Origin of the sequence: Pseudomonas sp. ACM7 (genome assembly GCF_004136015.1) — a bacterium.
GTDB lineage: Bacteria > Pseudomonadota > Gammaproteobacteria > Pseudomonadales > Pseudomonadaceae > Aquipseudomonas > Aquipseudomonas frigoris.
This window is the reverse complement of the sequence record NZ_CP024866.1, coordinates 1,023,049-1,035,726: the sequence shown is the minus strand read 5'-3', so window position 1 is coordinate 1,035,726 and position 12,678 is coordinate 1,023,049. Positions and strand designations below refer to the sequence as shown.

Sequence of the window (12,678 nt, the reverse complement as noted above, 5' to 3'; positions counted from 1 at the left end):
GCGGTGTGTGAAGACGAAACGAACCGAAAGTTCGAGATACTCACAAAACACCCAACTATCGCATACCCATTCGCTGGAGCGTGAACCTGAAAAGGCCCACGACCTGGCTACCGAATTTCTTGACGACCATAGAGCATTGGAACCACCTGATCCCATCCCGAACTCAGCAGTGAAACGATGCATCGCCGATGGTAGTGTGGGGTTTCCCCATGTGAGAGTAGGTCATCGTCAAGATTAAATTCCGAAACCCCTATCTGCGTATGCAGGTAGGGGTTTTGTTTTGTCCGCAGGAAAGTTCGCACAGCATTACCGGACGGCTCCCGGCTCCCGGCTCCCGGCTCCCGGCTCCCGGCTGTCACAGTCTCAGGAGTGCGACATCGAAAATCGTTTGAGGCATGAAATAGCCCCGCCAGACATTGTCTGTCCTGCGGGCTTTTTTACGCGTAATCACCCGACGCTCTACATGGAAAGTCCGTCATTGCTGTGCCTTACTCCAGACACAACTCATGGAGCCACGTCGATGCGGCGTAGAGGCACAAAATTCTGGTTGTGGACCAACACGCGGTTACCCCTCCATACGCATGAAGAAGTACTCAGCAATGGCGTGCACATCGAGGTGCAGGCACGGGTCAGTTATGAGGGGGTTACCCAGGTATTTATAGGCGTCTACGACACCGATGGCTGGGCGATTTGCGAGGAGTTTCATGACCGCTACGCGGGTGAGCATTACTGTGTGGCGTTGAAGTGGGGGGCGCAGCGGGCGAGGGAAGTTGTGGCGGACACGCAGGAATTCGTCTCGCCGCACCGGGTGCAGCTGACCTTGAGTCCGGTGATCACCGATGAGTCGGTACTGGCGCTGCGGCGGATGGAAATGACCGAGCGCGAGTCGTTGAAGCTCAGGTCTGACGATGCCTGGGTGGAGTACTTGGCTGCCAAGGCAGCCATGCTGGTGCTGATGCGCTCAACCAGAGTCGACCCCAGGGTCTGGGCTGATCACAAGGATCGACTCAGGCAGGCCATCGATCGACGAGCCTGCGTACAACGCGCCTACCTGCGCTGACTCTGTCTCAGGTCTGGGAGCGTCGCAGAGTCTCAATGGTTTCGATCAGCTCATCGTAGGACAGCGGTTTTCCAATGTGCTGGTCAAAGCCCGATTGCTGTGACTTTTGAATGTCGCTGTGGGCGCCATAGCCGGTCAGCGCAATGGCCGGCACATCTTTGACGAGCGGCAACTGACGCAATGCGTTTATCAGCTCGTGGCCGTTCATGACCGGCATGCCCACGTCAGAAATGATCAGGTCGAAACGGGTGCTTTTTGCCGCGTCCAAAGCCGCCACCGGTCGATCGAATGCAATCACTTGCGCGTCTTCCATTTCCAGCAGCATTTTCAAGGTTTCCAGCACATCGGCGGAGTCGTCGACCAGCAGGATCGTCAAACCACTCAGCCTGCCAGAGGGTTCTTCGACCTGAGTCGGGGATTGCGGTTCATCTTTGGTGTGGGCCAGGGGCAGGTAAATCGTGAAGGTACAACCTGTTCCCACCCCGGCAGAGTTCACCTCAACCGTTCCCCGTTGGGCCTCGGTCAACTGGCGGACCAGTGACAAGCCGATTCCCAGGCCTTCACGGTTGTGGCTGACGTGCTGCTTTTCAGCCTGGCCGAACAGGTCGAACACGTGATCGAGATTCTCGGGTGCGATGCCTGCACCGTTGTCTTTGACGTCCAGCCGGGCCATGTTTCCAACCTGGCTGGCGATCAATTGCACGTGGCCGTTGGAGGGCGTGAGCTTCAGTGCGTTGTTCACCAGGTTCCAGATAATTTGTTCCAGGCGCGTCGGGTCGGCATGGACCATCAAGGCGCCTGAAGGCACGTGCAGTTCGACGATGGCGTCGTGTCGGTCGTTGAGCACAACGGCGTGAATGTCGCGCAACACACCGGCCAGATCCAAGGCGATTGGTTTCAGTTTGAGTTTGCCGGTGCGCACCCGGGCAACATCCAGCAGATCATCGATGATCCGTGCCTGGCTGTTGACGGCGTCGCAGATGGTGTTGACGGCCTTGGCGGCCGGCGCCACCGACTTGGTCACCGGCAAGCGACGCAGCAGTTCTGCATTGAGCTGAATCAGGTTCAACGGATGCTTGAGTTCGTGGGACATGACCGCGAAGAATTCGTCCTTGAGGTAATTGGTGTTGCGCGTTTCGGCCAGTTGTTGGCTCTGCTCTTCATGCTGGCGCTTATGGCCGGTCAGGTCCCGGGCAATTTTCACGTAGCCCTGAAGGTTATCGCCGCTGAGCAGGGTCACCTCGCCGCTGCAAAAGAAGCGGCTGCCGTCCTTGCGCAGATGCCAGCGCTCATCTTCGCTGCGGCCATGGGTGCGCACCGCCAGCAGTTCGTTTTCAGGCACGCCGGACGCGCGATCTTCAGCCGAGAAAATGAAGTCGTAATAGGCGCCCTCGGCCTCAGCCTTGCTGTAACCGAAGATCAATTCGGCACCTTTGTTCCTCGTGGTGATCAAGCCCTGCTCATCAAGGGTAATGATGGCGTAGTCGCGAGTGCTTTCGGCGACCAGGCGCATGCGTTCTTCGCCCATTCGCATCTCTTCTTCAGCCGCTCGACGTTTGGTGATGTCGATGAACGTCAGCACGGTGCCGTCGATGTGGTCTTCGCTGGAGCGATAGGGCAGCAGGCGGGCGATGTACCAGCGGTTGTCGGTGCTGCTGACTTCGCGTTCGATCATGTTCAGCGATTCGAACACTTGCGCCGCGTCTGCGACCAGGTTCTCGTAATGCAGGCGATGGGTAATGTCGAGCAAGGAGCGCCCGGTATCCACCGGCAACATGCTGAAGTGTCAGTGGCGCGCGGGGTGAACCACTTGATGCGCATGCTGCGGTCGACAAACACCGTGGCGATGTCGGTGGAGGCGATCAGGTTGGTCAGGTAGTCGTTGATCCTGTCGGTTTCTTCGACCTTGGTTTTCAGCTCGTAGTTGACCGTCAGCAGCTCTTCCTTGCTGGTCTCTAGTTCTTTCGCGCTCAAGGTTGGACAGCACCTGGCTTTCCGTCTGTAGCACGGTGGTGGCCGCTCGTTCGGAAGGGTCGACCTCGACTTCTTCGAAAATCACCAGAACGTATTCGCCGTCCGATTTTTCATCCTTGTAGGGATGCGCGACCAGATCGATCAGGCAACTGCGCTCATCACGCTTGCGCCGTTCCGGAAGAATCAGCGTCAGCAAGTTGCGCGACAATTCCGCCGACATGGCGCAAGAAACGCCCGGCACTCTCGCTCATGTGCAGAATATCGGCGTTGGCGTCGACGATCACGCTCGGTGGTGCGGACTGTTCGAGGGCGCGTTGATGGATATCGCCGAATGACAGTTTGCGCGGCGCAGTGCTTTGATGAAGTAGTGGCGCAGCCGCGAGGGTGGCACATCGGTGATGATCGTGGACCAGACGCGGATTTCTTCTTTCTCGGGTTGCGCGGACACGACAGCGCTGACCAATTGCGGCACGACATCCCGCTCGAGGGCTTCGAAAGCCTCCCTGTCACGGAAGAAGTTGGTCACGCCGATCAACATGTCGCCCAGCAGCGCCTTGGTTTCTTCGGGGTTGGCTTGCAGATACTGGTACTAGGCGCTCAGGTCCGGCTGGCCGGTCACCTGCATCCGGCGTTCGATCCGGCGCAACACGGTGGCGCGTTTGTAGTGTTTGAAGTCATGGCCGGTGCCGGTGCGCAACTGAATCAGGACGTCGCGCAGCACGTGTTCGGCAAGTGCCGCGTCACGCTCGGACACCGCAGCAAAATGGTTTGCAGTTCCGGATCGTTGGCGGTGGGCAAACAGATTTCTCTGGAGTTGCGCCAAAGCTCCAGAAGCTTTTGCGGCATTTCCACCACGGGCAGCACCAGGTCAACCATGCGGGTTTCGATGGCGGCGCAAGGCATGCCATCGAATTTGGCATCTTCCGGTGCCTGGGCCAGGGTAATGCCACCTTGTTCCTTGATCCGTGACAAGCCAACCGCGCCGTCCGAACCGGTGCCCGACAACACCAGACAGAAGGCGCGCTCGCGGTGCAGATCGGCAAGGTCGCGGAAGAACAGATCGATGGACGCGTGGCGACCTTCGCGCGGATCTGTGGCGCTGACCTACAGAAAGCCATCGTTCATTGCCAGCCGTTGCGCCGGTGAAATGACGTACACCCGGTTTTTCTCGATGGCCACCGTTTCGGTCTCCTGCAGAACCGGCATCTTGGTCGATTCCTGGATGATCTTGTCAGCGATGCTCTGGTGGTCGGGCGACAGATGGAGAATGATCACGAACGCCATGCCATTGTCTTGAGGCATGTTTTCAAAGAACAGTTTGATCGCTTGCAGCCCGCCCGCCGACACACCGATGCCCACCACCGGAAAGTCCAGGGTGCTGGGGCTCAGGGCCTTTCGCTCGGGAGCAAGGGCCGAGTGCTTGGGAGTGGTGGTCATAACGCTTGCCTTTGGCGAGGGGGAAACGCCTCGAACTCAAGTGGGGTGTGGGTGCGCCTTAATAAATCAGGATAATCCCGATTTTCAATAACACCTTCAAATATTAAGCGCGTACTGAGCGGCATGACTTCATTAAGGGAACGCCACTACTGGCCGATAACCCGAACACTCATGGTCTTCTTCTTAAAATTGCCTGGAAATCTTCGATGCTGTCGTATCACCAAAAGCGTTTTTTGATCGTCGATGATTTCTCGGATTTCCGCAGTTCCGTCAGGTCCATGCTGCGCGAACTGGGCGTCAAGGATGTCGACACCGCCGACTCCGGTGAACAGGCGCTGCGTATGTGTTCGCAGAAGGCCTACGATTTCATCCTGCAGGACTTTCACCTGGGCGACGGCAAGAAGAACGGTCAGCAGGTGCTTGAAGACCTGATGATCGAGAAGCTGATCAGCCATGAGGCAGTGTTCGTCATGGTCACCGCCGAGACCAGTCAAGCAATGGTGCTCAGTGCGTTGGAACACGAACCCGATGCGTACTTGACCAAACCGTTCAACCGTTCCGGCCTGGCTCAACGGCTGGAGCGGCTGGAGCAGCGCAAGACCTTGCTCAAGCCGATTCTGCAGGCCCTTGACCGGGGCAAACCGGTTGAAGTGCTCAATGCCTGCATCGCCCTGTGCAAGCAAGACATCCGCTACTCGCCGTTGTGCCTGCGCTACCGCGCCGATGCCTTGCGCGACCTGAATCAGAACGAGGCGCTGGAGCGTCTCTACGACAGCATCATTGCTGATCGACCGTTGCCGTGGGCGTTTGCCGGTCTGGGCAAATTGCTGTTCAAGCGTGGCCAGGTCGCTCAGGCCAAAGGCGTGTATGAAAAAGCCCTGAAAGTGTTCCCGATGATGCCGGCGCTCTACGACGGCATGGCCGATGTGCTGGTCGCCGAAGGCGACACCAAGGCGGCCCAGAGTGTGCTGGAAGAGGCGATCCGTTTGTCGCCGCTGGCGGTGCGCCGGCAAGCGCAGTTGGGCAAGTTGGCGATGGCCAACGAAGATTTCGACACCGCCTCCAAAGCCTATCGCCAGGCCGTGGCGCAGGGCGCGCAGTCACGTTTCAAGGATGCGGAGAGCAACCTTGGCCTGGCCCATGCCTTGATCAGTAAAGGCAGCGAAAAAGGTCTGGATACCCGGACTCGACTGGAAATCAACACGACGCTGAGTGCGGTGGCCAAGGAAAACCCTTCCGACCCGGGTCTGCAGATTCGTGCGCGGTTGATGAAAGCCACCAGCCTGCTGCTCAACGATGCCGAGACCGCCGAGAAGCTCACCGAGCAGGCGATGATGCGCCTCGATGGCATGGAGCAGTTCATGAGCGCCGAAGCGGCGCTGCTGGTGGCCAAGCAACTGCAGATGCTCGGCCAGGCCAGCGCCGGTGCCTCGATGCTGAAAAACTGCGCGGAAATCTACGGCGACGACCCGACGGTGATGAAGGGCATCGCCAAGTTGACCGACGATCCGACCATTCTCAACTCCGGCAACGCCGCTGCCGACCTCAACCGTCAGGGCGTGCGGGTGTACAAGACCGGCAACCTGGTGGAGGCGCGGCAGGTGTTCCGCAAAGCCCTGGCGCTGCAACCCAAGAACATCAGTATCGCGCTGAACATGGCGCAGTCGCTGCTGCATGGCACCGACACCAGTATCCCCTCGGCGGAGCTGGAGGAATGTCGGACGTGCCTGAAAATGGTCGGCCTGATGCCCGACTCCGATGCGCGTTTTCCCCGTTATCAGAAGTTGCGAAGCAAGGCGTTTGGCGAATGAACGACAGCGAACAGGCACTCGATTTTTCCACGGTGATTGCCTCCACCGTGCACGACATGAAGAACTCTCTGGCGATGCTGATGCAGGCCCACAGCCAATGGTTGGCGCGCTTGCCGGATCCGCAGCAGCACACCCCGGAGCAGGGCGTGATCGAATTCGAGTTCGCGCATCTCAATGGCATGCTGGTGCAGTTGCTGGGGCTGTACAAACTCGGCGTCAACCAGATGCCGTTGCAACCGGCCTACCATGAACTGGATGACTTCATCGAAGCGCAATTGGCCTGCCATCAGGACGTGTTTGCCAGTCGCGGCATCATGGCGACCTATGAAGTGGACCCGTTGAGCCCTTTGGGTTTCTTCGACCGGGAACTGATTGCTTCGGTGCTGGGCAACAGCATCAACAACGCCATTCGTTACGCCCGCCACGCGGTGTTGATCAGCGTCAGTGATGAAGCCGGGCAACTGGTGCTGACCGTCAACGACGATGGCGAGGGTTATCCACCCGAAATGATCGAGCGTCAGGCCGATTACGTGCAGGGCATCAACCACAGCAGCGGAAGCACTGGCCTGGGCCTGTATTTTGCCGGGCGGATTGCCGCACTTCATCAACGCAATGGCGAGGGCGGACGCACCGAAATCAGCAATGGCGGCCCGCTGGGCGGCGGCGTGTTCAGCCTTTACCTCCCCTGACGGGCACAACCCCCCGTAGGAGCTGGCGGAGCCTGCGATCTTTTGACGTTGCTGTCTAAACTAAAGGCAAGATCAAAAGATCGCAGGCTTCGCCAGCTCCTACCGGATTGTGGTGGCCGAAAATCAGAGGTGTTCAGCCAATGATTTTCTTTTTGTGCGGTGCTTGATATTCCGAACAGGCGGAGCCTATTTTGTACGGGTCGCCGTTCGCGGCTTGCACAACAACAAAGGATTGCGTCATGACAACCGATGGCCATAGTTCATTCGCGGAGCGATTGACGGGCATTGATGAGATCGAATGTGTTACGCCGGATTTGAATGGCGTACCCCGCGGCAAGGTAATGACCGCCGAGGGCTTCCTCGAAGGACGACGTTTGCAGATGGCGCGGGGTGTGCTGCTGCAATGCATCATGGGCGGATACCCGCCAGCGCGTTTTTACGGCAGCGATGATGGCGACCTGGCGCTGGTGCCCGACCCGGCACAGATCCATCGCTTGCCGTGGAGCCAGCAGCCGCGCGCCTTGGCCATTTGCGATGCGGATGAGTTGACCGGCGAAAGCTCGTCTCTGTCGACCCGCGGCCAACTCAAAGCCGTGATCGCGCGTTACGCGGCCCTCGGCCTGGCGCCGGTGGTGGCGACCGAGCTGGAGTTTTTTGTCTTCGCACCCAATACCGACCCGACTCAACCGTTCCAGCCGCCGCTGGGCCTGGACGGTCGTCGCGAGGACGGTCATTCGGCGTTCAGTATCAGTTCCAATAATGGTTTGCGGCCGTTCTTCAGTGAAGTCTACGCATGCATGGCGGCCCTGGGCTTGCCGCGCGATACCTTCATGCACGAGATGGGCGTCAGCCAGTTCGAGATCAACTTACTGCACGGCGACCCACTGCTGCTGGCCGACCAGACACTCCTGTTCAAACATCTGCTTAAAGAAGTCGCGCTCAAGCATGGCCTGACCGTGGTTTGCATGGCCAAGCCGCTGGCGCACACGCCGGGCAGTTCGATGCATATTCACCAGAGCATCATCGAGATCGGCAGCGGGCGTAACGTGTTCAGCGACAAGGCTGGTGAGCCGACCGCGACCTTCCGTCATTTCATCGCGGGTCAGCAGGCCGGCATGGCGGATTTCACCGCGTTGTTCGCACCGAACGTGAACTCGTATCAGCGCTTGTGCCATCCGTATGCGTCGCCGAATAATGCCTGCTGGTCCCACGACAACCGTGCGGCCGGATTGCGCATTCCGGCCAGTTCGCCCGCCGCTCGTCGGGTCGAGAACCGCTTGCCGGGGGCTGATGCGAATCCTTACCTGGCGATCGCCGCCAGTCTTGCCGCAGGGTTGTATGGCATTGAACACAAACTGGAGCCGAGCGAGCCGATCCAGGGTGAATTCGAAGTGCCGGACAATCTTTCGTTGCCGTGTACCTTGCATGCGGCTCTTGAGCGTCTGAAACGTAGCCAATTGGCGAAGGAACTGTTTGGCAAGGAGTTCATCGAAGGCTACATCGCCTCGAAGACCATGGAGTTGACCAGCTTCTTTGATGAAATTACTCCCTGGGAGCGGCGAGTTTTAGCGGCCCAGGCCTGACGATCCGTCGACATCAGGCTATCGTTTGTCGGTAGCCTGAAACTCACTGCAAGGAGCCGCTCGGAACGCCGATGCGCCAAATCTGGAAACCCTTTCGAGCGCTTTATTTTGCCTCGCTGATGATGTTGATCGGCTCTGGCCTGTTGAGTACTTACCTGGCCTTGCGCCTTGCCGCCGATCACGTCGACAGCCTGTGGGTCGGTGCGTTGATGGCGGCCAACTATTGCGGCCTGGTGCTGGGTGGCAAGATCGGCCACCGGCTGATTGCCCGGGTCGGGCATATTCGCGCCTATTCGGCCTGCGCCGGGATTGTCGGCGCGGCGGTGCTGGGCCATGGCCTGGTGGACTGGTTGCCTGCCTGGATATTCCTGCGGGTCATCGTCGGCCTCGGCATGATGTGCCAGTACATGGTCATCGAAAGCTGGCTCAATGAGCAGGCCGAAGCCTCGCAGCGCGGAACGGTGTTCAGCGGCTACATGATCGCCTCGTACCTGGGGCTGGTGCTGGGTCAGTTGATTCTGGTCATGCACCCGGGCCTGGGTCTTGAGCTGCTGATGCTGGTCGCCTTGTGCTTCGCGCTCTGTCTGGTGCCGGTGGCCCTGACCCGGCGGATTCACCCGGCACCGTTGCACCCGGCACCGATGGAGCCGCGGTTCTTCATCAAGCGCGTGCCGCAGTCGTTGAGCACGGTGCTGGGGGCGGGACTGATCATTGGTTCGTTCTACGGTCTGGCACCGCTGTATGCCTCACAGCAGGGGTTGTCCACGGAGCAGGTCGGTCTGTTCATGGGTAGCTGCATTTTTGCGGGCTTGCTGGTGCAATGGCCGTTGGGCTGGCTGTCCGATCGTTATGACCGGGCGCTGTTGATCCGTTGTTTTGCGCTGGTCCTGGCGCTTACCGCATTGCCGCTGGCAATCATGCAACAGGTACCGCTGGAGATTTTGTTTATCACCGGGTTCTGCTGTTCGCTGGTGATGTTCTGCCTGTATCCGCTGGCGGTGGCGTTCTCCAACGACCACGTCGAGGGTGATCGTCGGGTGTCCCTGACAGCGATGCTGTTGGTGACCTACGGTGTTGGCGCCAGTATCGGGCCGCTGGTGGCGGGGGTGCTGATGAAACTGTTCGGTAGCCACATGCTCTATGCCTTCTTCAGTTTCTTCGCGTTGGTGCTGGTGTGGCGGATTCGCCCGAAAGCGGTGACCAACCTGCATCAGGTCGACGATGCACCGCTGCATCACGTCGCCATGCCGGACAGTATGTCGAGTTCGCCGTTGGTCGCTTGCCTTGATCCGCGTGTCGATGAGCAGGTGGTGCAAGACCAGATGCAGAGCCCGATCCACCCTGAGCCGGACCCGGAACCCGAATCAGACCCCGAAACCGATCCGCCGCCCGAAGACCCTGATGCAGCTCGCGAGCAAAGTTTTACCGAGGCCAGACCTTAATGCATAAAAACAACGCATAAAAAAACGGGCAGTCACCGCAAGGGACTGCCCGTTTTCTATTGAAGCGTCGTATTACATGTCGTCTTTGTCGAAGCGTCGCGCTTCACGCTGAAGCTGATAGACGAACCGCTCGACCTGCCGCTGTACCAGCCCGCTCATGTTGTGAAAGCGTACGCCGGCGAAGGTGATGGAGATCCTTTCTTCGAAGTGCAGGTAACGCAGCTCGACGGGTGCCGTCATGTTGCCAAAGGGCAGGGCGGCGATGAAGCGGTCATAGACCTGACCCAGTTGCAGGCTGTCCGTTATGTCGCCTTCGAAGCGCAACTTGCAGCCGGTGGCTGAGATGTCCAATAGCTTGCCGCTGATCGGCGACTTGAGCTTTTCACCGCCCAGATCGACGTTGACCAGTTGTGCCAGCTTCAATGCTGCGCGGAATGCATTGCGACGCTGGTGGTAAACCACCTCGGCGGGCAGGGCGCCACGGTAGCAGCGACCGCCACCGGATTCGTCGATGGTCAACGGGCCGTTGCTTTCCCAGGCAATACGCACGCCGTCGTGAAAGCCTTCGACCTTGAACGGTTCGCCGGCGAGCAGGAAGCGTTCACCATCGCGGGGAATCATTTCGTCCAGGGCAATCATGTTGCTGTCACGGTCAATGTCCACCAGATAACTCTGGAAGCGCTGGCTGCGCTCATGGAACGTGATGATCAGCGGATCATGGCTGTCTTGCAGCTGGCGCAGGTTGCCGGAGATCTCCAACGGCGTGGTGAGCACCTTGGGTGGCTGCGGAGCATCTTCCGCGCTTAAGGCATTGAACACGGTTCATCAATCTCCAGACAAAATATGACTACGACTGGCCGGCATATTGCCAGCATGTTGCGCGTCTTGATAGTGCGCGCTTTTCAGCAGAATCAAGCCTGACTGAGCGGGCGCGGCTTCGCAAGCATGGAGGTTGATCCGCGCGCATCGTAGAGCGTTGGCGGCTCGCCGCCGTTGAGGATTTTCAGCTGATTGGCCGTCGCGGCCTGTTGCACCAGGATCGACTGGCCATTCTTGACGTTGGCCGCCTGGCACTGAGCCAGAAGATCGGTCAATACATCGCTTTGTTCCAACAGCTGATCGCCAATGCTCGAATGGCTGGCAAGTTGCTCCAGGCCGTTGCGGTTGGTCGGCAGGTTGAGGCTGGCGAGGATTTCACTGCGCTTGCGGCCATGCTGATCGAGCAAAATGATCAATGCCTGTTTCTGCGCCAGAATCTCTTCGAGCAGTGGCATGTCGCGACCATGCAAGGCGAGGGACTCGGTTTGCAGTAACTCCAGCAAGTGCTGTGCTGGAGCGAAATCGTCGGTGATCAGTTGCAGTAAATTAGTGTCGTGCATGGCTGGCCTTGGGTTTTAAGCGTCCAAAAGCCTGGCGCAGGCCTTGGCCTAGCGCTGGGCTTCGAAGTTGAGCAGTTTGCTGGCTACACGGTTGCTGTCGACTTTGTAGCTGCCATCGGCAATCGCTGCTTTCAACTCGGCCACGCGGGCGTTGTCGACGGCAGGCTGATCGCGCAGCTTGTCAGTGACCTTCTGCAACTGTTGAGCCTCATTGCTGAGATGTACCGATTCCCCGCTTTTGACGGTACTGGCCTGTTCGGCCGGGGTATTCAGCGGCGCGGATTTGCCGGCTTCGGCGGTTTCCTTCGCTGCGCTGGTACGTGTACTACCGGTAAGTGACGAGGAACTGTTTAAACGGCTGAAATCGATGACCATGACAAAAAACCTCTGGGTATTTGGACGCTTGCCATGTTTTCGGCCATACCCGGAAAAACTTTAGGCCCAATTATCAATGAGCTTGCGCGCGTCAGCGCTTGCCCTGCATAGGGCACAGTCTAGGGAACAGTCGAGTGGCGCGCCACATCTTCACAAGCAGAGAGTTCTACATGGCCACTTCCACCTGGCCGGGCGCGGTGACTTGCGCCTTGATGACCCGCTGGGAGTTGAGGTTTTTCACCCGAATCTGTTCGCGCAAGCCGCCGTTGGACAGCGCTTCACCCGGCATGCGCACGCTGAGCGTTCCACTGCGGGCGGTAATCACCACCTGGTCGCCCTTGCTGATGACTTCTGCCTGTTCCATGTGCACCAGGGTCATGACCTGGTCGGCGACCATTGGTCGGGTAAGTTTCTGCCCTATCGCCTGGTCGACGGAGGTCAGGTAACCCTGATTGATCAGGCTGATGTCGCGCTCGCGCAGGGTCACATCCTGAGGCTCGACGATGCCGGCGCGCCGCAGCGCACGGGTGGTGGTCACAATGTCGCGAAACAGGCGCACTTGAGCGGGTACGAACACGGTCCAGGGGGACGTGCCTTCGCAAGCAACCTTGACGGTCACCCGCCCCAGCGGCCTTGCCGGACTCTCAAGCGTGGCTGTCAATTCCTTGTCACACATGGGCATGCGCAGCCGTGGATCGAGCTGCTTGACCTCGATCTCGTAGCGGCCTTCCGTTTGACTGGTTGCCAAATAGTCTTCTACGGTGAATTCAAGAAAGCCCTGAGTGACGCCGATAAGCATGTCAGGCAAGGTAACCGCGTCAGCAAGGGCAGGGCAGCCAGCGTTGAACAGGCAGACGGCCGACACCGCGCAAAGCAATTTGCGGGCGTTTGATGTCAGGCGTCGGAAAAATGTCGGTTCTGTGTTCAT

General features: G+C 58.8%; 9 protein-coding genes, 1 rRNA gene and 1 pseudogene. 6 read left to right on the top strand and 5 right to left on the bottom strand.

Annotated features, from left to right (window positions below; all coding sequences use genetic code 11):
* The first annotated feature begins 118 nt into the window (after window positions 1–118).
* Window positions 119–234: ribosomal RNA gene (rrf, locus tag CUN63_RS04990) — 5S ribosomal RNA — on the top strand.
* 286 nt (window positions 235–520) lie between these two features.
* Entirely contained in the window at window positions 521–1,060 is a 540-nt protein-coding gene (locus CUN63_RS04985; protein ID WP_129437618.1) for a hypothetical protein, read from the top strand.
* A 7-nt stretch (window positions 1,061–1,067) separates the two neighbouring features.
* Here CUN63_RS04985 and CUN63_RS04980 read toward each other — a convergent pair.
* Window positions 1,068–4,471 (bottom strand): annotated as a pseudogene (locus CUN63_RS04980) (chemotaxis protein CheB).
* A gap of 206 nt (window positions 4,472–4,677) precedes the next feature.
* Between CUN63_RS04980 and CUN63_RS04975 the strand changes: the two are divergent.
* From CUN63_RS04975 to CUN63_RS04960, 4 genes are all read left to right on the top strand, one after another.
* Window positions 4,678–6,282, top strand: coding sequence for a tetratricopeptide repeat-containing response regulator (locus CUN63_RS04975; protein ID WP_129437616.1), 1,605 nt, complete (start codon window positions 4,678–4,680; stop codon window positions 6,280–6,282).
* Window positions 6,279–6,971 carry a sensor histidine kinase KdpD gene (locus CUN63_RS04970; RefSeq protein ID WP_129437615.1) on the top strand — a complete coding sequence of 231 codons (693 nt, stop codon included), beginning with the start codon at window positions 6,279–6,281 and terminating at the stop codon, window positions 6,969–6,971. Before CUN63_RS04975 ends, CUN63_RS04970 begins: the two co-directional genes overlap by 4 nt.
* 341 nt (window positions 6,972–7,312) lie before the next feature.
* Entirely contained in the window at window positions 7,313–8,554 is a 1,242-nt protein-coding gene (locus CUN63_RS04965; protein WP_178082692.1) for a glutamine synthetase family protein, read from the top strand.
* Between the two features lie 71 nt (window positions 8,555–8,625).
* The gene (locus CUN63_RS04960; RefSeq protein ID WP_129437611.1) at window positions 8,626–9,996 is read left to right on the top strand and encodes an MFS transporter; all 1,371 of its coding nucleotides are present in this window, start codon (window positions 8,626–8,628) and stop codon (window positions 9,994–9,996) included.
* 72 nt (window positions 9,997–10,068) lie between these two features.
* Here the strand turns inward: CUN63_RS04960 and CUN63_RS04955 are convergent, their stop codons facing one another.
* The 4 genes from CUN63_RS04955 to flgA form a co-directional block, all read right to left on the bottom strand.
* Window positions 10,069–10,815, bottom strand: a complete 747-nt coding sequence (locus CUN63_RS04955) for a flagellar brake protein (protein WP_129437609.1) — start codon at window positions 10,813–10,815, stop codon at window positions 10,069–10,071.
* A gap of 92 nt (window positions 10,816–10,907) precedes the next feature.
* Window positions 10,908–11,375, bottom strand: a complete 468-nt coding sequence (locus tag CUN63_RS04950; RefSeq protein ID WP_129437607.1) for a flagella synthesis protein FlgN — start codon at window positions 11,373–11,375, stop codon at window positions 10,908–10,910.
* A gap of 48 nt (window positions 11,376–11,423) precedes the next feature.
* Window positions 11,424–11,750: a flagellar biosynthesis anti-sigma factor FlgM gene (gene flgM, locus CUN63_RS04945; protein WP_129437605.1), complete on the bottom strand. Its 327-nt coding sequence runs from the start codon at window positions 11,748–11,750 to the stop codon at window positions 11,424–11,426.
* 166 nt (window positions 11,751–11,916) lie between these two features.
* Complete coding sequence (gene flgA / locus CUN63_RS04940) at window positions 11,917–12,678, bottom strand: flagellar basal body P-ring formation chaperone FlgA (protein ID WP_046046517.1); 762 nt, start codon at window positions 12,676–12,678, stop codon at window positions 11,917–11,919.